General features: G+C 70.8%; 26 protein-coding genes and 1 tRNA gene. 20 read left to right on the plus strand and 7 right to left on the minus strand.

Annotated features, from left to right (window positions below; all coding sequences use genetic code 11):
- The first annotated feature begins 580 nt into the window (after window positions 1-580).
- The 8 genes from ACGFIM_RS26095 (at window position 581) to ACGFIM_RS26130 (ending at window position 4,762) form a co-directional block, all read left to right on the plus strand.
- Window positions 581-763, plus strand: coding sequence for a DUF1918 domain-containing protein (locus ACGFIM_RS26095; RefSeq protein WP_393204642.1), 183 nt, complete (start codon window positions 581-583; stop codon window positions 761-763).
- 23 nt (window positions 764-786) lie between these two features.
- Window positions 787-1,182 (plus strand): secondary thiamine-phosphate synthase enzyme YjbQ, encoded by a 396-nt coding sequence (locus ACGFIM_RS26100; RefSeq protein WP_393205887.1) that lies wholly within the window; start codon window positions 787-789, stop codon window positions 1,180-1,182.
- A 117-nt stretch (window positions 1,183-1,299) separates the two neighbouring features.
- Window positions 1,300-1,731, plus strand: coding sequence for a DUF3052 domain-containing protein (locus ACGFIM_RS26105; RefSeq protein ID WP_364066875.1), 432 nt, complete (start codon window positions 1,300-1,302; stop codon window positions 1,729-1,731).
- A gap of 35 nt (window positions 1,732-1,766) precedes the next feature.
- Window positions 1,767-2,222, plus strand: coding sequence for a peroxiredoxin (locus ACGFIM_RS26110; RefSeq protein WP_393204645.1), 456 nt, complete (start codon window positions 1,767-1,769; stop codon window positions 2,220-2,222).
- 84 nt (window positions 2,223-2,306) lie between these two features.
- A complete protein-coding gene (locus ACGFIM_RS26115) occupies window positions 2,307-2,588 on the plus strand; it encodes a hypothetical protein (RefSeq protein ID WP_393204648.1) in 282 nt (93 codons plus the stop codon).
- A gap of 226 nt (window positions 2,589-2,814) precedes the next feature.
- Entirely contained in the window at window positions 2,815-3,756 is a 942-nt protein-coding gene (locus ACGFIM_RS26120; protein ID WP_393204651.1) for an ROK family protein, read from the plus strand.
- Window positions 3,757-3,773: 17 nt separating this feature from the next.
- Window positions 3,774-3,845 (plus strand) — tRNA-Val (locus tag ACGFIM_RS26125).
- A gap of 182 nt (window positions 3,846-4,027) precedes the next feature.
- Complete coding sequence (locus tag ACGFIM_RS26130) at window positions 4,028-4,762, plus strand: polysaccharide deacetylase family protein (protein ID WP_393204654.1); 735 nt, start codon at window positions 4,028-4,030, stop codon at window positions 4,760-4,762.
- A 19-nt stretch (window positions 4,763-4,781) separates the two neighbouring features.
- Here ACGFIM_RS26130 and ACGFIM_RS26135 read toward each other — a convergent pair whose 3' ends face one another.
- On the minus strand, window positions 4,782-5,042 hold the full coding sequence (locus ACGFIM_RS26135) for a hypothetical protein (RefSeq protein ID WP_393204657.1): 261 nt from the start codon (window positions 5,040-5,042) through the stop codon (window positions 4,782-4,784).
- 81 nt (window positions 5,043-5,123) lie between these two features.
- Between ACGFIM_RS26135 and ACGFIM_RS26140 the strand changes: the two genes are divergently transcribed.
- The gene (locus tag ACGFIM_RS26140; RefSeq protein ID WP_393204660.1) at window positions 5,124-5,579 is read left to right on the plus strand and encodes an NUDIX domain-containing protein; all 456 of its coding nucleotides are present in this window, start codon (window positions 5,124-5,126) and stop codon (window positions 5,577-5,579) included.
- Between the two features lie 44 nt (window positions 5,580-5,623).
- On the opposite strand, the gene ACGFIM_RS26145 is transcribed toward ACGFIM_RS26140, so the two are convergent.
- Entirely contained in the window at window positions 5,624-6,337 is a 714-nt protein-coding gene (locus tag ACGFIM_RS26145) for a LysR substrate-binding domain-containing protein (RefSeq protein ID WP_393204663.1), read from the minus strand.
- Between the two features lie 54 nt (window positions 6,338-6,391).
- On the opposite strand from ACGFIM_RS26145, the gene ACGFIM_RS26150 reads away from it, so the two are divergent.
- A complete protein-coding gene (locus tag ACGFIM_RS26150; RefSeq protein WP_393204666.1) occupies window positions 6,392-6,811 on the plus strand; it encodes a DUF5997 family protein in 420 nt (139 codons plus the stop codon).
- Window positions 6,812-6,893: 82 nt separating this feature from the next.
- Here ACGFIM_RS26150 and ACGFIM_RS26155 read toward each other — a convergent pair whose 3' ends face one another.
- Both ACGFIM_RS26155 and ACGFIM_RS26160 read right to left on the minus strand, forming a co-directional pair.
- The gene (locus ACGFIM_RS26155; protein WP_393204669.1) at window positions 6,894-7,451 is read right to left on the minus strand and encodes a 1,4-alpha-glucan branching protein; all 558 of its coding nucleotides are present in this window, start codon (window positions 7,449-7,451) and stop codon (window positions 6,894-6,896) included.
- Window positions 7,452-7,460: 9 nt separating this feature from the next.
- Window positions 7,461-7,757 (minus strand): hypothetical protein, encoded by a 297-nt coding sequence (locus ACGFIM_RS26160; RefSeq protein ID WP_393204672.1) that lies wholly within the window; start codon window positions 7,755-7,757, stop codon window positions 7,461-7,463.
- 293 nt (window positions 7,758-8,050) lie between these two features.
- On the opposite strand from ACGFIM_RS26160, the gene ACGFIM_RS26165 reads away from it, so the two are divergent.
- Window positions 8,051-8,782 (plus strand): hypothetical protein, encoded by a 732-nt coding sequence (locus ACGFIM_RS26165; RefSeq protein ID WP_393204675.1) that lies wholly within the window; start codon window positions 8,051-8,053, stop codon window positions 8,780-8,782.
- Between the two features lie 417 nt (window positions 8,783-9,199).
- Here the strand turns inward: ACGFIM_RS26165 and ACGFIM_RS26170 are convergent, their stop codons facing one another.
- Entirely contained in the window at window positions 9,200-10,279 is a 1,080-nt protein-coding gene (locus ACGFIM_RS26170) for a hypothetical protein (RefSeq protein WP_393204678.1), read from the minus strand.
- A gap of 401 nt (window positions 10,280-10,680) precedes the next feature.
- Here ACGFIM_RS26170 and ACGFIM_RS26175 point away from each other — a divergent pair, with 401 nt between their 5' ends.
- Together ACGFIM_RS26175 and ACGFIM_RS26180 are read left to right on the plus strand one after the other, a co-directional pair.
- On the plus strand, window positions 10,681-11,172 hold the full coding sequence (locus ACGFIM_RS26175; protein WP_393204681.1) for a hypothetical protein: 492 nt from the start codon (window positions 10,681-10,683) through the stop codon (window positions 11,170-11,172).
- Window positions 11,169-11,789 carry a hypothetical protein gene (locus ACGFIM_RS26180; RefSeq protein ID WP_393204684.1) on the plus strand — a complete coding sequence of 207 codons (621 nt, stop codon included), beginning with the start codon at window positions 11,169-11,171 and terminating at the stop codon, window positions 11,787-11,789. The genes ACGFIM_RS26175 and ACGFIM_RS26180 overlap by 4 nt, the downstream gene beginning before the upstream one ends.
- Window positions 11,790-12,045: 256 nt before the next feature.
- Here ACGFIM_RS26180 and ACGFIM_RS26185 read toward each other — a convergent pair whose 3' ends face one another.
- Window positions 12,046-13,023, minus strand: coding sequence for an aldo/keto reductase (locus ACGFIM_RS26185; protein WP_393204687.1), 978 nt, complete (start codon window positions 13,021-13,023; stop codon window positions 12,046-12,048).
- A 117-nt stretch (window positions 13,024-13,140) separates the two neighbouring features.
- Here ACGFIM_RS26185 and ACGFIM_RS26190 point away from each other — a divergent pair, with 117 nt between their 5' ends.
- A complete protein-coding gene (locus ACGFIM_RS26190; RefSeq protein ID WP_393204690.1) occupies window positions 13,141-13,641 on the plus strand; it encodes a GNAT family N-acetyltransferase in 501 nt (166 codons plus the stop codon).
- A gap of 65 nt (window positions 13,642-13,706) precedes the next feature.
- Here the strand turns inward: ACGFIM_RS26190 and ACGFIM_RS26195 are convergent, their stop codons facing one another.
- Window positions 13,707-13,997, minus strand: a complete 291-nt coding sequence (locus ACGFIM_RS26195; RefSeq protein WP_393204693.1) for a hypothetical protein — start codon at window positions 13,995-13,997, stop codon at window positions 13,707-13,709.
- Between the two features lie 202 nt (window positions 13,998-14,199).
- Between ACGFIM_RS26195 and ACGFIM_RS26200 the strand changes: the two genes are divergently transcribed.
- The 6 genes from ACGFIM_RS26200 (at window position 14,200) to ACGFIM_RS26225 (ending at window position 22,565) form a co-directional block, all read left to right on the plus strand.
- Window positions 14,200-15,510 carry an MFS transporter gene (locus tag ACGFIM_RS26200; RefSeq protein ID WP_393204696.1) on the plus strand — a complete coding sequence of 437 codons (1,311 nt, stop codon included), beginning with the start codon at window positions 14,200-14,202 and terminating at the stop codon, window positions 15,508-15,510.
- 1 nt (window position 15,511) lies between these two features.
- Window positions 15,512-17,524 (plus strand): molybdopterin oxidoreductase family protein, encoded by a 2,013-nt coding sequence (locus ACGFIM_RS26205; RefSeq protein ID WP_393204699.1) that lies wholly within the window; start codon window positions 15,512-15,514, stop codon window positions 17,522-17,524.
- On the plus strand, window positions 17,521-18,915 hold the full coding sequence (locus ACGFIM_RS26210) for an FAD-dependent oxidoreductase (protein ID WP_393204702.1): 1,395 nt from the start codon (window positions 17,521-17,523) through the stop codon (window positions 18,913-18,915). The genes ACGFIM_RS26205 and ACGFIM_RS26210 overlap by 4 nt, the downstream gene beginning before the upstream one ends.
- Entirely contained in the window at window positions 18,912-21,335 is a 2,424-nt protein-coding gene (nirB, locus tag ACGFIM_RS26215) for a nitrite reductase large subunit NirB (protein ID WP_393204705.1), read from the plus strand. Before ACGFIM_RS26210 ends, nirB begins: the two co-directional genes overlap by 4 nt.
- The gene (gene nirD, locus ACGFIM_RS26220) at window positions 21,332-21,739 is read left to right on the plus strand and encodes a nitrite reductase small subunit NirD (protein WP_393204708.1); all 408 of its coding nucleotides are present in this window, start codon (window positions 21,332-21,334) and stop codon (window positions 21,737-21,739) included. The genes nirB and nirD overlap by 4 nt, the downstream gene beginning before the upstream one ends.
- Window positions 21,740-22,031: 292 nt before the next feature.
- Entirely contained in the window at window positions 22,032-22,565 is a 534-nt protein-coding gene (locus tag ACGFIM_RS26225; RefSeq protein ID WP_393204711.1) for a YybH family protein, read from the plus strand.
- Window positions 22,566-22,889 lie beyond the last annotated feature (324 nt).

Consider the following 22,889-nt stretch of genomic DNA (forward strand, 5'->3'; position numbering starts at 1 on the left):
GTAAGGAGACCTCTTTATTAAGGAGACCTCCGAAGCCCCTTGGAAGAGGCGGCCGAGGAGCGCCTCCTGGTAGTACGTGCGGCCCCGCAGCGCCACTCCGCTTCGAGCAGCGCCCTTTCGGTTCGCGCAGCGCCACTCCGGTTCGGGGAGCTCGGCCCCGACCAGAGGCGACACGGCCCCGGCCCATGCACCGCGGCACCGGCTCGGGCGGCACGGCCCTGACCCGGGCGACACAGCCCGCTCCGGCGACACGGTGCCGGCTCGGGCAACGCCTGGTCTGCCAGATCCGGGGCCTGCCCTGCCCGAGCGCAGCGCCGGGCGACCGTGCTCACGACCGCACCCGGTGGTCGCGCCTGGCGGCCGAGCATCGCGCCAGATGATCGGCTCGGCCCAGGTCCGGCCTGGTGCAGGTCTGGGGCGCATCTCCGTACCCACATCGCGCCCTGTCGGCGGCGAGGGGCCCAAGGCCTACGCCCCGCTACCGTAACAATTCAGTCATGTTTTTCCATCGCCCTCCAGAAGGGGCAAAACTTAGGAATCTCGCTTTTCATCCGCCACTCCATGGACCAATGTGAGAGGTATGTTCGCGACGGTTGGTGATCGCCTCCTGGTACACGGCAATACGGTTGGTGAATTCGACAGGGGCGGCGTAATCACGGAGGTCCGGGGGCCGGACGGGGCGCCCCCGTACGTCGTGGCCTTCGACGATGGCCACACCGGGATCGTGATTCCGGGGCCCGATGCCGTGGTGGTGCCTCAGTAAGATTTCTCCGCGTGAGATCTGAAATCATCGCTGTGGCCACCGGTTCCCGGGAGACGGTGCACGACATCACGGCCCAATGCGCCGATTTCGTGCGGGCTCAGGGCGGCGACGGGTTGCTGCACGTGTTCGTGCCCCACGCCACGGCCGGGGTCGCGCTGCTCGAGCTGGGTTCGGGCAGCGACGACGACCTGCTGGCCGCCCTGCGCGATCTGCTGCCCGCCGACGATCGCTGGCGGCACGCCCACGGCTCGCGAGGTCACGGCCGGTCGCACGTCATGCCGGCGCTGATCCCGCCGTACGCCACGATCCCCGTGCTGGGCGGGCGGATGGCGCTCGGGACGTGGCAGTCGGTCGCCTTGATCGACTTGAACGTCGACAACCCGCAACGCCAGGTTCGCCTGTCGTTTTTGTCTGATTGATTCTGGCCGACCAGGGCCGTACCCGTGGCGACCGTTGACGACTGAGGGTCACAGCGTGTGGACTGTGCCGAAGCGATAAACCGCATAAGCGGGGCCACTCAAGCAGGAGGGATAAACGTGAGCGCGACCGCGGGTCAGGCGCAGGGCGAGCGCGGCCTGGCCGAACGGCTCGGCCTCAAGCCGGGTCAGGTGGTGCAGGAGATCGGTTGGGACGAGGACGTCGACGACGAGCTTCGCGAATCCATCGAAGACCTGACCGGCAACGAGCTGCTGGATGAGGACGCTGATGAAGTCGTCGACGTGGTGCTGCTGTGGTGGCGTGACGGTGACGGCGACCTCTTCGACGCTCTGACCAACGCCATGCGAGCACTCGCCGACGGTGGCCAGATCTGGCTGCTGACTCCCAAGGCCGGGCGCGAAGGCCACGTGGAGCCGAGCGACATCGGCGAGGATGCCGCCACCGCGGGTCTCTCGCAGACCAGCAGCATCTCCGCCGCGGCCGACTGGTCCGGGACCAGGCTCGTCCCGCCGAAGGGCAGCCGCCGGTAGGGGCCGGAGCGCCTGCCGTACGGCAGGATGGACCTGTGAACGCACATCCTGCCGAGGTCGGCGCCCAAGCTCCTGATTTCGAGCTACAGGACCAGCACGGCACCCCCGTGAGCCTGCGACGGTTCCGGGGCGAGAAGGTCGTGCTGGTCTTCTACCCGCTGGCGTTCAGCGGGATCTGCGGCAGCGAACTGTCCGCTCTGCGCGATCAGCCCATCGAGGGCGCGCGGTTGCTGACCGTGTCCGTCGACTCGGTCTTCGCTCTCCGCGCGTGGGCTGATCGCGAGGGCTACACGTTCCCCTTGCTCTCTGATTTCTGGCCACATGGACGGGTCGCCCAGGCGTACGGTGTCTTCGATGAGGAGAAGGGCGTCGCCCGCCGGGGGACCTTCATCATCGACGGTGAGGGCGTGATCCGGTGGTCGGTGGTCAATCCGATCTCCGAGGCGCGTGACATCGCCGACTATGTCAAGGCGCTCGCCGACATCGCTTGACGTTCAGAAGACCGTTTGAGGACATCGCCGACTTCGGAGGACACGATGCCCTGCTTCCGGTGCGGGGCCCGGCAGACGGACCCGGTGCGCGGAGCCAGCCCGTGGCAGCGCGGGGTGCGCAACGACTCCCAGGTGCTCATCTGCCCGGACTGTCAGCGGCTGCACGACCTCGATCTCGACTCCTGCACGACGTGCGGCTCCACGGCGCTGTTCTGCCGGCTGGGCGAGGTCGAGTGCAGGGGCTGCGGGGCCGTGTGGATGGCCCGATCGTCCGCCCGCCCCATCGACCCGGCCGCCGTCGCCGCGCCGCCCGGTCTGTCGGCCGAGGTGGAGGCGGCGCTCAACCGGGTACTCGGGCGCGCCTAGAAGGCCCTGTCCGGTCCTCGGCGTGTCCGTTCGGCTTCCCGGACCTCACGGCGGTTCGCGGGGCTCTGTGATGGTTTGGGCCCTGCGGCATGTACGTGCAGTTGAGCCACGGGGACGCCGGTCGGCATCCCCGTTCACCTGCCGATCTCGCCGATCTTGTCTCTGGGGCTGGACACCCTTTCCAGACATTTGCTGAGCTGCGCTATCGTCTCCTTCCGTGTCCGCAATGAGTTCGTTCGTCGTCGCGCTTGACGTCGGTGGCACGTCCATGAAGGGCGGCCTGGTCAGCGAGTCCGGCGCGGTGCTGCTGAGCGAGCGGCGCCCCACCCCTCGGACCGAGGGGCCGGAGGCGGTCGTGGCCGCGATCTCCGACTTCATCAGCCATCTGGCCGCCTCGGGCGACGGCATCCCCGCCGGCGTCGGGCTGGCCGTACCCGGGCTGGTGACCGAGGACACGGCCGTGTACGCGGCGAACCTCGGATGGCGCGACGTCCCCGCCACGGACTTCACCACCCTGGACATCCCGGTCATGCTCGGGCACGACGTCCGCACCGGTGGCCTGGCGGAGAGCATCCTCGGCGCGGGCCGTGGCGTGTCGGACTTCCTCTTCCTTCCCATCGGCACCGGTATCGCCGGCGCCTCGATCATCCGCGGCGAGGCGTACGGCGGCGCCGCCGGCTGGGCGGGCGAGATCGGCCACACCCCCGTCTTCCCCGACGGCGAACAGTGCGCGTGCGGGCAGTTCGGCTGCCTGGAGACGTACGCGTCGGCGGCCTCCGTCGGACGCCGCTACAGCCAGCGGGCCGGGGTCGAGGGCGTCAAGGCCGAGCAGGTGGTCTCCTCCGACGACCCCATCGCCATCGAGGTCTGGGACGAGGCCGTGGAGGCGCTGTCGCTGGCGCTGGCCACGTACACGCTGCTCCTGGACCCGTCCCTCATCATCCTGGGCGGCGGCCTCGCCGAGGCCGGTCCGGCCCTGTTCGATCCCGTACGCACGCGTCTGGTCAAGCGCCTGGCCTTCCGCGAGGCGCCCCCGCTCGTACCCGCCGCGCTCGGCGTCGACGCGGGCATGCTCGGCGCCGCCCTCCTCGGCTGGCGCGCCGCCGGCCGCCCCGAGCTGGGACCCGGGTGGGTGGTGGATGTGCGATCGGGCCCGTTGGTGTCGTAAGGTGTAGTGCCGATCAGGGGCGGTTAGCTCAGCGGTAGAGCACTCGCCTTACAAGCGAGGGGTCACTGGTTCGAACCCAGTACCGCCCACCTGGCGACATCAGCCCCGTCTCCACTTGAGGAAACGGGGCTTTGTGGTATGAGCGTGCCCTTGTGTCTCGGCGTCGCTCGTGGTCATCGACATGTCCTTTGAGGGACGCGCTGCGCGTGATCACGGGCTTGATGCCCGCGCTTTCGCCGGAGCCGCCTGAATTGTGGTTCCATGATCGGCCATGAGCACAGCCGGAACGACCGGGCGGAGAAGATGGCTCAGGCTTCTCGCGGCCCTTCTCGCCGTCCTCCTCCTCGGGTCGATGGGCCTGTACGAGCTGATGAACGCCCGGACGTTCCAGCTGGCGGGAGAGCTGACCCACCGCGTGGCGACCGGTGAGAAGGTCGTCGCCTTGACCTTCGACGACGGCCCTGACGAGCACGCAGCCGAGATCATCGAAGTTCTCGCCGAGCAGCGCGTTCGCGCGACGTTCTTCGTCGTCGGCTCTCAGGTCGAGGCCCGGCCGCAGGACGCGCAGGCGCTGGTCGCCGCGGGCCACCAGCTCGCCAATCACACCTACAACCATCGGCGCATGGTCTTCGTCTCCCCCGCCACCGTGGCGAGTGAAATCGAACGCACCGATGCGGCCATCCGGAGGGCCGGGCAGCGCGGCGAGATCCTGTTCCGCCCGCCGACGGGCAAGAAATTGCTGGTGCTGCCGCTCTATCTGGCAGGTGACCAGAGGCGGACGTTGATGTGGGACGTGGAGCCGGACTCGGGCAAGACGCCGACCGCAGCCGAGATCGTCACGGCCGTACGCAAGGAGGTCAGGCCGGGATCGATCATCTTGCTCCACCCCTGGTACGCCGGCGGGAGGAACACCCGCGACGCCATCAAGGGCGTGATCACCGGTCTCCGCGAGGACGGATACCGCTTCGTCACGGTCTCCGAGCTGCTCGCCTTGCGAGATCGCTGACATGGGTCCTGCCCTTGTCTCATGGCGTCAGGCCGCCGGTGCCGCCGCCCGGTCCCGGGCCCATGCCGTCCGGTACGTTCCGTGCTGCTCCCGCCTCCTCGGTGCGCTCGCCGAGGAGCCGCGTGACGTGCGCCCGGAAGGCCGCAGGGCTCGTCAGAGCGCCGGGATCGACGTCCTCGACGAACCACGGCACGGGGAAGTCGCGGTCGGCGCGGAACTCCGCCACCGCGTCCCGGAAGGACGGCGGCAACGCGGGGTCGGGGTCGATCAGCTTCGGCATGGCGACCATGGTGCCGCGACAGGGCGCGACGCCAAGCCTCGCCTCCGGGAGGCGGGCCGTCTCGGGCCGTAAGGTCGTGGTGTGGATGATCAGAGAGCCCAGGCTCGCGCTGCCGCGGGAGCGCTGTTCTTCGACGACGTCGGCCGGTTGCTGCTGGTCACGCCTACGTACAAGTCCTCTCTGGACATTCCGGGCGGGTACGTCGAGCAGGGAGAGACCCCGCACGAGGCGTGCGTCAGGGAGGTACGGGAGGAGCTGGGCATCCGGCCGGCCATCGGGCGCCTTCTCGTCGCCGACTGGGCGCCCGACTCCAGGGACGGCGACAAGGTGCTGTTCGTGTTCGACGGCGGCGTGCTGAGCGACGAACTGCTCGGGCGGATCACGTTCGCGGACGGCGAGCTGAGCGCGTACGCGTTCCACCCCGTCGAGGAGCTCGACGAGCTGCTCGTCGAACGGCTCGCCCTCCGGCTCAAGGCCGCCGTCACCGCGTACGAGCGCGGCGAGACCGCCTATCTCGAACACGGCAGGCCGGTCTAGGCGGCGGCGCGCCTCGCGGTCGCGCAAGATCAGCCCGAAGGGCGCTAACGGCGCCGGCCCCTGCGGTTGCGCGGGGGAGAGGTGCGGCGGGCGGCGGTCTTCTGGGCGGGCTTTTTCGGCTTGCGGGACTTCTCCGCCGGTGCGGTGGCGGCGGGGGTGCGGCCGCGGTGGCTGTTGACGGTGCGGCCGCGGACGACGCCGATGAAGTCCTCCATCAGGTCCGTGGTCGCGTCGGCGAGCCAGGCGAGCCCGATCTGCGACTGCGGCGCGTCCGTCACCGGCCGGTACGTGAGGTCTCTGCGGTGGTAGAGGCGGGCCAGGGACTGGGGGACGAGCACGAGCCCGGCGCCGGAGGCCACCAGCGGGATCGTCTCGGCCGTGGTGTCCGGGCGGGTGAAGGCGGGCAGGCCGGGAGGCTCCGTCCACTCCAGGGCGTCGTCGAGCGGGTGGAAGATCTCCTCGTCGGCCAGGTCGGCCAGCGTCACCTCGTCGGCGGCGGTCACCACGTGGTCCTTGGGCACCACGACCACCGTCGTCTCGATGTAGAGCGGGATGACATTGAGGCCGTCGCGGTCGACCGGCAGCCGGACGAACCCGGCGTCGGCCCCGCCCTCGCGCAGCAGCGCCAGCACCTCGGGGGTGGGCGCCATGACCAGCGTGATCGGCACGTCGGGCTGCCGCTCGGACCACACCCTGGCCCACTTCGCGGGGGTCACGCCGGGCGCGTACGCCAGCCGGAACGTCTCACCATCGGTCACCGCCACAGCGTACCGATGTCAGCGAACCCCTCCCGACTGGCTACGCTTGGCGACATGACCTCGTCCAAACCGAAGAGCATCCAGACGATGAAGCCCGAGACGGCGGCCAAGAAGCTGGGCGTGCTCTTCTCGGCGACCCCCGCCGAGTTCCGCGCGGGCGTCGTCTCCAGGGACGAGCTCAACGCGATGCAGCAGGAGCCGCCCGCCTGGCTCACCGAGCTGCGCCGCAACGGCCCGCACCCCAAGCAGGTCGTCGCCGCCAAGCTCGGCGTCTCCATCTCGGGCCTGGCCAGGGCCGGCATCACCGAGCCGCTCACCACCGCCGAGATCGAGCAGATCAAGGCGGAGCAGCCGGAGTGGCTGGAGCGCGAGCGGTCCGTCTACGCCGAGGCCCGCAAGGAAGCCGCCTGCCTGAAGCAGCAGAAGCGGGAAAAGCAGGACAAGCAGGAGAAGCGGGAAAGGCAGCGGCGTTAACCTGCCGCCCCGAACGCTCCCGCTCCGACCCCCGCCGTCTTCAGGTCGCGCTTCTCGCTTGAGGCCGTGAGTCCCGGTGGGCTCAGGTGCGCGGGTGGACGGTGACGAAGGTGCCGCGCACCTGGGTGCCGTCCGGGTCGTTCCAGACACCGGAGACGTGCCCGATCGCGTCCTGGGGGAGCGGCGCGGCGACCTGAAGGATCCGGTGCAGGCGCAGGGTCGTGCCGGGCGGGCCGGGAAGGAGCGTGCCCTCGGCGTCATCGGTGGTGTCCTTCGTGGCGATCTCCTGCGCTGCGGGGACGGTGTAGGCGCGGGTGACGGTGGGGTCGGGGGTGTCGCTGACGCTCTGGCCCTGGGCCTGGGCGCGCCCTTCCACGAACGCGATGAGCTGGGCGATCGGGACGGGATCGTGGCAGCCGTCGTGGATCCGGCGCCGTCCCAGCACCCCGCGCTCGGCCGTGCCGATGAGCGCCTGCTCGGCGCCGTCCAGCGGGGCTCCCCGATACGTCATCGGCACCAGGTACGCCGTCGCCTCCCCGCCGTAGACGTCGTTGAGCACCATGAAGTCGATGCCGACCTCTCCCTCGGGGTCGTCGTGCGCGGGACGCCGCGACCGCCCGCACCGGGGCGGTCGCGGCATGGGGCGGGGTCAGCAGGTGCTGGCGCCGTCGAAGCTGCGGACGCCGCGGGCGACCTTCGCCCAGATGGTGCCGCCGGGGCGGACCGTGCTGCAGGGGCCGTCGGTACCGCGGGCCCACACGATCTTCAGGCGCAGCGTCCTGCTGCAGTCGTTGCGGGCGTATCCGGTCTTGGTGACGGTGCCGGTGGTCTGCCAGACCACCACGCAGGACGGTGCGTTACCGGCGGGGGCCATGGCCTGGGCGGGGGCGGCGGCCGCGCCGAGGGCGCAGCACGCGGCGGCGAGGGCGGTAAGGGTCTTGCGCACGGAACGTGTCCTTCCTGATGCCGGCAGTTACCCAACGAGTAGTAATCGACCGGCTACAAGAAGTCAACGACGGGGATCATAAGGAAAGTATCCGCATATCTATACAAACCGGACAGTCAGCTATTAATCTGGCATCGCTCCAGCGGGGGCCAACTGGAGCGCAAACGTCGCAGACGCCGAGGCCCCTCCCGCCCCCGGAGGGGCCTCGCGGCCATGTCCCGGGGCCCGTCGCGCCCTGACAAGAGCCGAAAAATCGGATGAGTACCGCTCACCGCGCCTCTAGGGTTTGGTCCGTGACCAAGCTCAACCAGATCCTCGCCGTCGAGAAGGGTGTGAAGTCGGACGTCCAGCGCAAGGTGACGGACGCCTACAGCCGGATCCAGAAGGCGCCCCTGCTGTCCGGTCTCTCCCGCACGTACCAGCCGATCGACGATGAAGGCGAGCAGCTGCCGCCCGAGTCGACGCGCGTGCAGGTGCAGGCCGAGGAAGTGCTCAAGGACGTCGGTACGGCCCTCACCCGGCTCTTCGACGTGACCGCCACCAAGGACTGGGCCAACTGCGAGGCCAAGGCCGACGTGGTGGTCGACGGCGAGGTGCTGCTCGAGAACGTGCCGGTGACCTACCTGCTCTTCCTGGAGAAGCAGCTCGGCGAGGTCTACGCGTTCGTCTCCAAGCTGCCCACGCTCGACCCGGCCGAGACGTGGACGCGCGACGAGGCCACCGACACCTGGCGCACCGAACCCGTCAAGACCACCAGGACGAAGAAGGTGCCGCGCAACCACGTGCTCGCCGAGGCGACCGACAAGCATCCGGCGCAGGTGCAGGTCTACAACGAGGACGTCGTCGTGGGCTACTGGACGAAGATCGCCTTCTCCGGTGCGATGCCGCAGCGCCGGGTGAACGAGCTGCTGGCCCGCGTGCAGAAGCTGCAGGACGCGGTGAAGTACGCGCGCGAGGAGGCGAACGGCACGGAGGTCGTCGACCGTAAGATCGGTGACAAGGTGTTCGCCTACCTGTTCAGGTGAGCACTCCCCATAGACCCCCTCGCCTTCGGGCGAGGGTGCGCCAGGAGCGCAAGCTGAGGCTGAGGCCTGAAGCTGAACGGCGGTGAGTTGGGGGTTCGAGTCCTCCCCGGGGGCACATGCCCCAGGTGGCCCAAATGGTAGAGGCAACCGCCTGAAACTCAGATTCTCGCTCCAGATTCAGCATTCGCCGCCGGCGCCGGGGCGACCGAGGACGGGCTGTGATGGTGAGATGCCGGTTCGACTCCGGTTCGGGGCTCTTTCCTGCCCCGGTGGCTCAACGGTAGAGCGCACGTCATAACGACTGACCCGGTTCTCTCAAGAGACTTCGGCGCCGAATATGGCGGCATCTTCCAGGCCCCCCGGTAAGGGTAGACCGGGGGGCCACCGCCTTTTCCGGGGCGTTTTCACGCTGGGTGATCAGCGGCGGTGCAGCCGGCCGGTGGCCAGGTCCAGGAAATAGCTGCGCTCGCGGTAGGAGCTGCGCACCAGGAATCGCCCGTCTTTCGTCCAGCCCAGCACTTTCTCCAGCGTGTCGTCGCCGGGGAAGCGGAAGGTGACGGCCGACAGACGTGCGCCGGTGGCCGCGTCGTAGGTCTCCGCCTGCGCGGTGGCCCACCGGACGACGGCCAGACGGCGGCCGTCGCGGCGCAGGTGATAGCTGTCCTTGCCGCCTCCGTACGGGAGCCGCATGCGCCGCCTGCCATCGGCGTCCAGGACGCGGATCCACCGGCCTTCGCTGACGACGACGCCGGCGTCGTTGACGTCGTGGACCGCCCGCGCGCCGGGGATCGCCAGCGACGCCCAGGTGCGGGTGTCGATGATCCGCACGCCGGTCCCGGTGAGGGCGACGCGGCGGCCGTGGAAGGCGACGCCGGGCACCTCGGCGTCGGGCAGCGGGCCGGTGAGCGGGCGGGTGCCCCGCGCGTCCTGGTACGTCAGACGGCGGCTCTCCGCGTGCAGATAGACGACGGCACGCCGGTCGGGGGCGACCGCGAACGGGGCCTTCTCCGGCGCGCCGCCGGCCCTGACGACGTAGGCCGCCGCCTGCGGGAACGGCCGGCCGTTGACCTGCCAGTAGGGGCAGGGCGTCACCGCGTCCTCGAGGAACGGGCAGGTCGGGGGCTCGTACCGGCGGATGGTCCGGAACGACGCGGGCTCGGCCTCGGTCGTGCGGGGCGCCGCGACGGAGGCGGGCGGCTCGTCCCAGGGCCTCCCACCGGGGATGAGCAGGACGCTCGCCAGCACGACCGCGCTGCCCGCGAGGTGCACGTTCCTGGCCGACCACGCCCGCAGCGCCCGCGCGGCCGGGTCCTGGACCGGCGCGCGCAGCCCGCGATCGGCGAGCGTCACGACGGCCGCGACGGCGACGGCCACGGCGGCGTGGGACGCCAGGCCGGGGACGAGGCGGCCGGACAGGTCCTCCGACAGCAGCAGGTGCAGCGCCGCCGCGACGGCGGCCGCCGCGGCGGCCAGCCACGCGCGGCGGGAGACGGACACCGGATAAGCCCGCCCGTGCGGTTCCGAAGGCCGGCCTGGCCGCGTTCTCCGCAGGGCGAATGCCGTCAGCACGGGCGCCGCGCACCAACCGGTCACGAGATAGAACGGATCGCCGGTGAAACCCGCCGCGGGAACGGCCGGGATGACGCAGGCGAGCCGCCACCGGCGCAATGCCGAGAAATGCGCGATGACCTGCGGCGCATTTTCCACGGTAACGGGATAACCGCTCAGCGTGGCGAACCTCGTGAGCCTTTCCCGCGACACCGCGACGGCCGCCATGGAAATGGCGAACGCCCCCATGATCCAGATCAGCACCCGGACACGATATAAGGTTCTGCAGCGTGCATCCGGATGCTATTTGGCAGCGATTCGGCGTGGGCGATCGGCGCTATTCACGTGGGGTGGCGGTGAGCCGTTTCTGCGCGATCCTCGCCGTCGTCTTCGGCGTTTTGTCGTGGGCGGGCGCGATGGAGCCGCGGACCGAGTGGACGGCGAACGGCGGCCTGACCTACCGGGACGACCGCGGAAGGCTGATCACTTCTGTGAGCTTCGACGTGCGGAACGAGGGCGCGTTCCCGCTCACCGTCACCGGAGTGACGCTCGACGTGCCCGGCCTGCGTCTGCTGCCCGTGGACCGCGAGAGGCGTGAGGCCGCGAAGGTCGAGGTGGCCGGTTTCGAGAGGGCCTGGTTGTCCAGGACCGTGCAGGTCAGCGACTGCACGAAGGTGCCGCGCGAGCCGCGGCCGGTCCGGTTCTCCTACCGGGCGCCGCTGTGGTCGGGGGAGTCGGAGGTGGTGCCGGACGGCTGGAGGTTCACCGGGAGTGACACGCCGGTGGCCTGGCAGCGCGGCCTCGCCGTGTCGGCCTGCGATCAGGCGGTGATGGACAGGTGACGCTGACCGGGAGCCCGTCCCCGCCGCGATCCGCCCGTCCGGCCGCGCGGATCGCGGCCGGGCTGCTGCTCGCCTTCGCCGCGATCCGGGTGAACGGCTTCGACCTGCTGCTCGACCCGGTCGGCTGGGGGCTGTGCGCGTCCGGGGCGGACCGCCTGCGAGGGGGCGGCGCGGCGATGCGGGCCGCCGTCGCCATGGCCGGTCTGTCGATCGCGGTGCTGTTCGTCCTGGGAACCTCGGCCGGCGTGCTGACCGCCGTACCGGTCGTGGGCGAGGCACCGTCGCTCGCGGAGCGCGGGTCCGAGGCTGTCGTGATCGGCTCTTTGTACTCCGGGGGAGCCTTCGTCACGCTCTGGATGGTGGTGGACGCCGTGATCGTGCACGTCCGCGCGGGCGGCGACGTGGCCAGGGCCGCGTGGCTCGACGTCCTGCGCTGGGTCGTGACGGGCGCCGGCGGGCTCGCCCTGCTCGCCGCGCTCGGCTACGGAAGGCTCGCCGGGGCCGCGGTCGCCGTCGCGTTCGCGGCGCTGGCGGCGCTGGTCGTGATGCTCTTCCGCATCCGCGCGCCCGGCTCCCCGCGGAACGACTCCTCGTACAGCGGGGAAAAGGTGCTGTAGGGCACTTGCCGGGACGTGGCCACGGGACGATGGTGGAAGGAGACCCGGCCGGGGCCTGCTACCCGGCGGGAAGTCCCGCCCGGACGGCGAGATGGGTGGCGGTGACCGGCGAGGCCACCAGACCTGCCGTCGCTTGACGGCACCTCGGCCGCTCCGGGTGGGACGCGGGTCGCCGGCGGGCCCTCTCCTCGGCGCGGGACCGGAGCCTCACCGGCGCCCTCTTCCGGCGCATCGGCCCAGGACTCCCCGGTGCGTGCTACCAGCGGTGGTGGACCTGCGGGCGGATGAGCTCGTCGTAGACCTCGCGGACCGTCGCGAGCGCCGCCTCGTCCAGCGGAGGCAGGGCGTCGGCGGCGGCGTTGGCCCTGACCTGCTCCGGGTTGCGGGCACCCGGGATCACCACGGAGACACCTTCCTGGTCGAGGATCCAGCGCAGCGCGAACTGCGCCATCGTCGCCCCCGGCGGCACCAGCGGCGCCAGGCGGCGCACCGCCTCCAGGCCGGTGGCGAAGTCCACGCCCGAGAACGTCTCGCCGACGTCGAACGCCTCCCCGTGCCGGTTGAACGTGCGGTGGTCGTCGGGTGCGAACGTGGTGTTCTCGTCGTACTTGCCCGACAGCAGGCCGCTGGCCAGCGGGACGCGGGCGATGATGCCGACCCCGGCGGCGCGGGCGGCGGGCAGGACCTGTTCGAGCGGCTTGAGGCGGAAGGCGTTCAGGATGATCTGCACGGTCGCCACACCCGGCCTGGCGATCGCGGTCAGCGCCTCCTCGCAGGTCTCCACGCTCACCCCGTACGCGGCGATCTTCTTCTCCGCCACCAGCGTGTCCAGCGCGTCGAACACCGCGTCCGTCGAGTAGACCGGCGTCGGCGGGCAGTGGAGCTGCACCAGGTCGATGGTGTCCACGCCCAGGTTCTTACGGGAGCGCTCGTTCCAGGCGCGGAAGTTCTCCATCACGTAGTTCTCGGGGATCTGCTCCACCCGGCGGCCCATCTTGGTGGCCACCGTGAGGCCCGGGTGCTCCTTGGCGAAGCGGCCGACGATCTGCTCGCTGCGGCCGTCGCCGTAGACGTCCGCGGTGTCGATGAAGGTGACGCCCGCGTCCACCGCCGCTTCGAGCGTGGCGATCGCGTCGGACTCCGTCACCTGGCCCCAGTCGGCGCCGAGCTGCCAGGCTCCGAGGCCGACCACACCGACCTGGCGTCCGGTACGTCCCAATACGCGCTGTTCCATGGGTGTCTGCCTTTCTCGAACGTGACCAGCACCAGTGTCCCGGATACCGGCCACCGCAGCGCACGCCGGGGCGGGCACCGCGCGAGGCGGGGGAGCGGGGCACGTACCCTGACTGCCATGATTCGTCCCGCCACACCCGCTGACGTGCCCGAGATCGTCAGCATGATCCGCGAGCTCGCCGAGTACGAGAAGGCCGCACACGAGGTGCGGGTGACCGAGGAGCAGCTCCGCGAGACCCTCTTCTGCGACCACCCCGCGGCCTTCGCGCACATCGCCGAGCAGGACGGCGAGGTGGTGGGGTTCGCGCTGTGGTTCCTGACCTACTCCACCTGGCGCGGCGTGCACGGCATCTACTTGGAGGACCTGTACGTCCGCCCGCAGCACCGGGGCGGCGGCCACGGCAAGGCGCTGATGCGCGAGCTGGCCAGAATCTGCGCCGAACGCGGCTACGCCCGCCTGGAGTGGGCGGTCCTCGACTGGAACGAGCCGTCCATCGCCTTCTACGAGAAGCTGGGCGCGGTCAACCAGAGCGAGTGGTACCGCTACCGGCTGACCGACGAGCCGCTGCTCCGCCTGGCCGGGGAGACCGGCCGAACGAAGCCGGCCGAACGACCGTAATCACGCCGAAAAAGCGGCCACGCAGGTCACGCACAGTGACGTGACCTGCGTGACACAATCGCGGCTCAGACGCCGGCGTGCGTCCTGCTCCGCGCGCTCTCGGACTGATCGAACATGCCCATCTCGGGCTCCTCGAGCTCGCGGTGGGTCTCCTCTATCCGCAGCGCGACGCCGATCGCGAAGAAGGTCGGCGCCCACTCGCCTACGAAGATGCCCCACCGGTCGGCCCGGTCGAGCCCGGCCTTCTCGGCCTTGGTCGACACCGCCCAGCTGGCGAAGGCCAGCGCGATCGACGCCAGGCCGCACGTGTACATGTGGCCGGACTTCACGCCCATCTTGTGCAGCTGTTTGATCATGATTCCCCCCTTGTCTGAGAGCTGTTACCCCAGCAGGGGGCCGATAACCGATCATTAACATCATGTTTCGAGGGTGACGGTTGTGCGGAGCTTGTTACCGAGGTGAATCACACGTAACGGGCGCACAGCCACGCAGGGTCATCGTGCGTAATGAGCCCTTCCTACCTTGGGCATCCCCGGACGCCTAGCGTAGGAGAGGTCGATGGCGCGCTGGATCGCCGAGTGGCACCCCGATGACCCAGCCTTCTGGGAGAGCACTGGCCGGCGGGTGGCCCGCCGCAACCTGATCTTCTCGATCGCGGCCGAGCATCTCGGCTTCACCGTATGGACGCTGTGGAGCATCGTGGCGACCAAGCTCGGGTCGTACGAGTTCTCCACCGACCAGCTCTTCTGGCTGGTCGCACTGCCCAACCTGATCGGCTCCGTGCTACGGCTGCCCTACACGTTCGGCCCCGCCAGGTTCGGCGGGCGCAACTTCACCGTGGCGAGCGCGCTGCTGCTGCTCATCCCCGCGGCGTTGCTGGGCGTGGCGGTCAACAACCCGGGGACGCCGTACTGGCTCTTCCTGGTGATCGCGGCGCTGGCCGGGTTCGGCGGCGGGAACTTCGCCTCCAGCATGGCCAACATCACCTACTTCTATCCGCGCAGCAAGCAGGGCATCGCGCTCGGGCTCAACGCGGCGGGCGGCAACATCGGCGTCAGCTCGGTGCAGCTCATCATGCCGCTGGTCATCGGCTCGCTGGGGCTGGCCGCCGCCGGCTGGTTCTGGGTGCCGTTCATCGTGGCGGCCGCCGCCTGCGCGTACTTCTTCATGGACAACCTCACCAGCGCCAAGGCGAACCCGCGCGAGCAGCTCGCGGTCGCCGGCAAGGCGCAGACCTGGGTCATGTCGTTCCTCTACATCGGCACGTTCGGCTCGTTCATCGGCTACTCGACGGCCTTCCCGCTGCTCAGCCAGAGCCTCTTCCCCGACGAGCCGTACGCGGCCGTCGCCTTCGTCGGCCCGCTGCTCGGCTCGCTGGTCAGGCCGGTCGGCGGCTGGCTCGCCGACAAGTGGGGCGGCGCCCCGGTCACGCTGTGGAACTTCGCCGCGATGGGCGGCGGCGTGCTGCTGACCTGGCTGGCCGGCGCGGCGGGCTCGTTCTGGCTCTTCTTCCTCGCCTTCCAGCTGCTGTTCGTCACCTCCGGCATCGGCAACGGCTCCACGTACCGGATGATCCCGGCGATCTTCCAGGCCAAGGCCGTGGCCGAGCGCGGACCCGGCGAGGAGGCCCTGCTGCACGGCAAGCGCCAGGCCAGCGCCGCCATCGGCATCATCTCGGCGGTCGGCGCGCTCGGCGGGTTCCTCATCAACCGGGCGTTCGGGATGTCGTTCGCCGCCTCGGGCAGCCCCGCCGCCGCCTTCCTCGCCTTCGGCCTGTTCTACGCATCCTGCTTCGCCCTGACCTGGTGGTGCTACACCCGCAAGGTCGGCGTCAACGTGGTGGCGAGCCTTGCGCATGCCAGGGTCTGACGTGACCGCGACACACTGCCCGTACTGCGCGCTGCAGTGCGGCATGAAGATCGAGCCGGGGCCGGCCATCACTCCGCGCACGGACATCCCGGCCAACGCCCCCGGCTCGCTGTGCCAGAAAGGGTGGACCGCCGGTGAGCTGCTCACCAACGGCGAGCGGCTCACCACCCCGCTCCTGCACGGCGAGCCCGTGGAGTGGGACGTCGCGCTGGACCACGTGGCCGGCCGGCTGTCCGCCATACGCGCCGAGCACGGCCCCGACGCCGTGGCCGTGTTCGGCGGCGGCGGGCTGACCAACGAGAAGGCGTACTCGCTGGGCAAGTTCGCCAGGGTCGCGCTCGGCACCAGCCAGGTCGACTACAACGGCCGCTTCTGCATGTCGTCGGCCGCCGCCGCGTCCATCAGGGCGTTCGGCATGGACCGGGGCATGCCGTTCCCGATCACCGACCTGGACGAGGCCGACGTCGTCATGCTGGCCGGGGCGAACGTGGCCGAGACCATGCCGCCGTTCGTCCGCCACCTGAACGGGCCCCGCCTCATCGTCGTCGACCCGCGCCGCTCGCCGACCGCCCGCCTCGCCTGGCTGCACCTGCAGCCCACCCCCGGCACCGACCTGGCGCTCGCGCTCGGCCTGCTGCACATCGCGATCGGCGACGGGCTCGTGGACGAGGAGTACGTGGCCGCCCGCACCGCCGGGTTCGACGAGGTCCGCACCTCGCTCGCCTCCTGGTGGCCCGAGCGGGTCGAGCGGATCACCGGCGTGCCGGTGCACAAGATGCGCCAGGCGGTCAGGGCGCTCGCGGCGGTGGAGCGGGCGTACATCCTGACCGGGCGCGGCGCCGAGCAGCACGCCAAGGGCACCGACACCGTCACCGCGTTCATCAACCTGGCGCTCGCGCTCGGCCTGCCCGGCACGCGGGGCTCCGGCTACGGCTGCGTCACCGGGCAGGGCAACGGCCAGGGCGGCAGGGAGCACGGGCAGAAGGCCGACCAGCTCCCCGGCTACCGCAAGATCGACGACCCGGCCGCCCGCGCGCACGTCGCGGCCGTATGGGGCGTCTCGCCGGACGACATCCCCGGGCCCGGGCGGTCGGCGTACGAGCTGCTCGACGCGCTCGGCACCCCCGAAGGCCCCAAGGCGCTGCTGCTGTTCGGGTCGAACCCGATCATCTCGGCCCCCGCCGCCGAGCACATCGCCGAGCGCATCGGATCGCTGGACCTGCTGGTGACCTGCGACTTCGTCATGTCGGAGACCGCCGCGCTGGCCGACGTGGTCTTCCCGGTCACGCAGTGGGCCGAGGAGACCGGCACGATGACCAACCTGGAGGGCAGGGTGCTGCTGCGCCGCAGGGCGCTCACCCCGCCCCCGGGCGTGCGCAGCGACCTCGACGTCATCGCCGCGCTGGCCGCGCGGCTCGGCCACACCTTCGAGACCGAGCCGGCCAAGGTCTTCGACGAGCTGCGCCGCGCCAGCGCCGGCGGCCCCGCCGACTACTCCGGCATCACCTACGAGCGCATCGCGAACGAGACCGGCGTGTTCTGGCCGTGTCCCTCGGAGGACCACCCGGGCACGCCCCGGCCGTTCCTCGACCGCTTCGCCCACCCCGACGGCCGGGCCAGGTTCGTGCCCGTCCAGCACCGGGCCGCCGCCGAGGACATCGACGACGACTACCCCGTCTACCTGAGCACCGGCCGGGTGCTCTCCCACTACCAGAGCGGCGCGCAGACCCGCAGGATCGCGCCGCTCGTCGAGGCCGCACCCGAGCCGTACGTCGAGCTGCACCCGGACCTGGCGGAACAGCTCGACATCGCGGCGGGCGACGTCGTGCGCGTCAGCAGCAGAAGGGGCGAGAGCAAGGCCGTGGCCAGGATCAGCGACGCCATCAGGCGCGACACCGTGTTCATGCCCTTCCACTGGGAGGGCGCCAACAGGCTGACCAACCCGGCCCTGGACCCGGTGTCGCGAATGCCGGAATTCAAGGTCTGCGCCGTCAGGGTGGAGAGGGATTCATGAGGCTCGTCGTCGTGGGCAACGGGATGGCCGGGTCACGCCTGGTCAGCGAGGTACGCACGCGTGACCCGCACATGAAGATCACCGTGTTCGGCGCCGAGGAGCGGCGCCCCTACAACCGGATCCTGCTGTCCAACGTCCTGGCCGGCAGCGCCAGGCCCGATCAGGTACGCCTCGTCGACCCGGGCTGGTACGAGGCCCACGGCGTCGAGGCCGTCTTCGGCGACCCGGTCGCCCACATCGACAGGGAGACCCGGCACGTCGTCACCCGCGGCGGGCGGCGCGAGCCGTACGACCTGCTGGTCCTCGCGACCGGCAGCGACGCGATCGTGCCGCCGATCCCCGGCGTGGCGCGGGCCGTCCCCTTCCGCACGCTCGACGACTGCGAGCGCATCATGCGGGAGGCCGAGCAGGCCCGCGCGGCCGTGGTGATCGGCGGCGGGCTGCTCGGCATCGAGGCGGCCCGCGGCCTGGCCGGGCGCGGCCTGCCGGTCACGCTGCTGCACCTGGCCGGCCACCTCATGGAACGCCAGCTCGACGTGGAGGCGGGCCAGGTGCTCGGCGAGACGCTGACCGGGCTCGGCGTCGGCATCCGCACCGGCGTCAGTGCCTCGGCGGTCGAGGAGGACGGCGTCCGCCTCGACGGCGGCGAGCTGATCCCCGCCGACCTGGTCGTGCTGGCCTGCGGCGTGCGGCCGGTCACGGGCCTCGCCGCGGACGCGGGCCTCGAGGTGCGGCGCGGCATCGTCGTGGACGACGAGCTGCGCACCGACGACCCGTCGATCTTCGCGATCGGCGAGTGCGCCGAGCACGACGGCACCGTGTACGGCCTGGTCGCCCCCGCATGGGAGCAGGCCGCGGTGGCCGCCGAGGTCATCACCGGCGGCAAGGCCCTCTACCGGGGCTCCCGCCTGGTCACCCGGCTCAAGGCCAAGAGCGTCGAGCTGGCCGCGATGGGCGAGACCCAGCTCGGCGAGGAGCAGGCCGAGGTGGTGCGCTTCAGCCACCGCGCCCGCGGCACCTACCGCAAGCTCGTCATCAAGGACGGCCGCCTGGTCGGCGCGATCCTGCTGGGCGAGAGCGACGCCGTCGGCACGCTCACCCAGCTCTTCGACCGCGGCGGACCGCTCCCCGGCGACCGGGCCGGGCTGCTGTTCCCCGGGCTGGCGGCGGCCCCCGTGGCCGACAGCCCGACGCTCATGCCGGACGCGGCGACCGTCTGCCGCTGCAACAACGTGACCAAAGGCCGGATCAGGGCGTGCTGGGAGGCGGGCGCCCGCGACGTGGACGCAGTGGCGGCCGCCACCAGGGCCACCACCGGATGCGGAACCTGCCGCGACGCCGTGGAGGGCATCGTCGGCTGGCTGTGCGAGCAGGAAGGGATCTCAGTGTGAACAGGATCGTCGTCGTCGGGTACGGCCCGACCGCCCATCGGCTCGTCGAGACGCTCACGAGCAAGGGCTTTGACGGCAGCGTGACCGTCATCGGTGAGGAGCCGCGACCGGCCTACGACCGCGTCCACCTCACCTCCTACCTGTCCGGCACGTCGGCCGACGACCTCACCTACGAGGTGCCGGACGGCGTCGTCACCCGGATCGGCGCCCGGGTCACCGGCATCGACCGCGAGGCCAGGCGGGTGAGCCTGGCCGACGGCGGCACCGAGCCGTACGACGTGCTCGTGCTGGCCACCGGCTCCGTCCCGTTCGTGCCGCCGGTGCCCGGCGCCGAGCACGCCTTCGTCTACCGCACCATCGAAGACCTCGACGCCATCAGGGCCGCCGCCAAGGACGCCGAGGAGGGCGTGGTCGTCGGCGGCGGCCTGCTCGGCCTGGAGGCCGCCGACGCGCTGCGCGGGCTCGGGCTGAAGACCCACATCGTGGAGATGAGCCCCTGGCTGATGCCGCGCCAGGTCGACGAGGGCGGCGGCTCGGTGCTCAAGTCGCACATCGAAGGACTCGGCCTCACCGTGCACACCGGCGCGGGCGTCCAGGAGATCGTGCACGACGGCGGCGAGGTGACCGGCCTGCGCAAGCCCGACGGTACCGTCATCGACGCGCAGGTCGTGGTCTTCTCCGCGGGCATCAGGCCGCGCGACGAGCTGGCCAGGCAGGCCGGGCTCGAGGTCGGGCCGCGCGGCGGCATCGTGGTCGACTCCGGCATGCGCACCTCCGACCCCGCCATCTACGCCGTCGGCGAGTGCGCGCTGGCCGGTGGCATGATCTACGGCCTCGTCGGGCCCTGCAACACGATGGCCGAGGTGGCCGCCGACCGCATCATGGGCGGCACGGCCACGTTCGAGGGCGCCGACATGTCCACGAAACTCAAGCTGCTCGGCGTCGAGGTCGCCCAGTTCGGCGCCATGGACGGCGCGCTGGACGTCACCTACATGGACCCGGTGGCCGGCGTCTACAAGAAGCTGTTCATCAGCGACGACGCCCGCACCCTGCTCGGCGGCATCTGCGTCGGCGACGGCGGGCCGTACACCGCGCTGCGGCCCTTCGTGGGCAAGGAGCTGCCCGCATCGCCGTCCGACCTGCTCTTCGCCGGCGCCGGCGCGGCACTCGACCTGCCCGACGAGGCGCAGGTCTGCTCCTGCAACAACGTGTGCGCGGGCGACATCCGCACCGCCATCGCCGGCGGCGCCACCGAGGTGCCCGCCATCAAGGCGTGCACCCGGGCCGGCACCACCTGCGGCAGCTGCGTGCCGATGCTCAAGCAGCTCCTGGAGAAGTCGGGCGTCGAGGTCAGCAAGGCGCTGTGCGAGCACTTCGCGTACTCGCGGGCCGAGCTGTTCGACATCGTACGGGTGCGCGGCATCACCACCTTCTCCGAGCTGATCGCCCAGCACGGCCAGGGCAGGGGCTGCGACATCTGCAAGCCCGCCGTGGCCTCCATCCTCGCCTCCCTGCACAACGGGCACGTGCTGGAGGGCGAGCGGGCCGCGCTGCAGGACACCAACGACGCCTTCCTCGCCAACATCCAGAAGAACGGCACGTACTCGGTCGTCCCGCGCATCCCCGGCGGCGAGATCACGCCCGACAAGCTCATCGTGATCGGCGAGGTGGCCCGCGACTTCGGCCTCTACACCAAGATCACCGGCGGGCAGCGGATCGACCTGTTCGGCGCCCGCATCGAGCAGCTTCCCGAGATCTGGCGGCGGCTCGTGGACGCCGGGTTCGAGTCGGGCCACGCGTACGGCAAGGCCCTGCGTACGGTGAAGTCCTGCGTCGGCTCCACCTGGTGCCGCTACGGCGTGCAGGACTCCGTGGGCCTGGCCATCGCGCTGGAGCTGCGCTACCGCGGCCTGCGTTCGCCCCACAAGATCAAGTCGGCCGTCTCCGGCTGCGCCCGCGAGTGCGCCGAGGCCCGCTCGAAGGACTTCGGCGTCATCGCCACCGAGCAGGGCTGGAACCTGTACGTCGGCGGCAACGGCGGCTTCAAGCCCCGCCACGCCGACCTGCTCGCCAAAGACCTCAGCACAGACGAGCTGATCAGGACCATCGACCGGTTCCTGATGTTCTACATCCGCACCGCCGACCGGCTGCAGCGCACCGCCGCCTGGATCGAGTCTCTGGACGGCGGGCTCGACTACCTACGCGAGGTGATCATGGAAGACTCGCTCGGCATCTGCGCCGACCTCGACGCGCAGATGGAGCACCACATCGCCACGTACGCCGACGAATGGGCCACCACCCTGCAGGACCCCGAGAAGCTGAAGAGGTTCGTCAGCTTCGTCAACGCCCCCGGCGTGCCCGACCCGTCCATCGTCTTCGCCAGCGAGCGCGGCCAGATCAAGCCGGTGATGGCCCGATGAGCTGGACCGAGATCTGCGCCTACGACTCCATGCTCCCGGAGACCGGCGTCTGCGCCCTCGTGGAGGGCGTCCAGGTCGCGGTCTTCCGCACCTTCGACGGCGAGCTCTACGCGCTCGGCAACCTCGACCCGTTCAGCGGCGCGTACGTGCTCTCGCGCGGCATCGTCGGCACCAGGAAGGGCGAGCCGACGGTCGCCTCGCCGCTGCACAAGCAGGTGTTCTCGCTGGTGACCGGGCGGTACCTGGACGACGAGAGCGTCTCGGTGCCGACCTACCCGGTACGCGTGAACGCCTCCGGCGTCGTCGAGGTCGCCCTGAGGGCTCCGGCGCCGCCCGATTACGCGCCGGCCCCGCTGTCCGCCTCCACCTCGGCCTCCAAGGTGCCAGCGCCGGCCGGCGGGTAGACGTGAGGGCCGCGATGCCCCGCCGGGAGCACGCACCGCCGTCCTGACTCGACGCTCCCGCAGCGCTCTGCGTCCTCGCGCTGCGGGAGAGGTTCGGGGTTCGCCATGATGTGCGGCACTGAAGGCACGCTATCGGCGGACCGGTATCAGGACGGCAACGAAAGAACCTCTGACCTGTCTCTCCCGAACCCGTTAACCGGTACCGTCCGAAATACCCGCACCCGGTAAAGGTGCCGTGCGAAGTGCCTAAACCCCGCATTCGCCGTCGGGCGGCGGGGGCATCAAAGCGGCCATGAGCAAGATTTTTCAGCGCAGGGCACTCCTGCTGGCCGCGATCGTCCCCGCCCTCATGGTTGCGGGCTGCTCCGCCAACACCCAGGCCATGAAGGGGGCGGCGAGCCCCACCGAGATGGAATCCCCGGGTGCCGACACCTCTCCCGAGGAGTCGCCCGAGTCCTCGCCCGGCGACACCTCGGGCGGCGGGCAGGCGGAGACGGCCGTCCAGGGGTTCTTCGACGCGCTCAAGTCGGGTGACGTGGACCAGGTCACCGACACCTTCGCCGACGACGCGGTGGTCCTGCTCGCCGGGCAGCCCACGGCGGAGGGCAGCGAGGCGATCAAGTCGCTGTTCGAGAAGCAGCTCCAGGGCGGCAACGGCATGAAGGAGGCCACCCACACCATCGACGAGACCCGCACCGCCGGCGCGGACGACGCCATCGTCCGGGCGACGAGCAAGCAGGGCAACGACAACATGCGCGAGCTGTTCGTGCTCACGCGGGAAGGCGAGGAGTGGAAGATCTCGCAGTTCATGAACAACAAGGGCTGACGAGATCCGATCCGTGACGCCCTGAACGGGGGATTGACGAGCGCGCCGCGAGGAAACCGCCTCGCGGCGTTCGAGTGCTCACCGCAGGGCGTCGTCGCGGCGCCGTAGGAAAGGCGCCGTGGGAAAGGCGCCGCGTGAAAAGCGCCGCAGGAAAGGCGCCGTAGGAAAGGCGCTGTAGAAAGGGCGCCGCGGAAAGGCGCTGCGAAAGGCGTCTGCCGGAACGGGGGAGGCGGCGGGTCGCGCGCGACCGGCCGCCGACCGACCGCCGACCCTGCGCCAGGCACGTGGAGGCCGGTCGGCTGGGTTCTGTGCGGGGTTTGTGGG

The sequence above is a fragment of the Nonomuraea sp. NPDC049309 genome (assembly GCF_043196965.1).
Lineage (GTDB): Bacteria > Actinomycetota > Actinomycetes > Streptosporangiales > Streptosporangiaceae > Nonomuraea > Nonomuraea fastidiosa.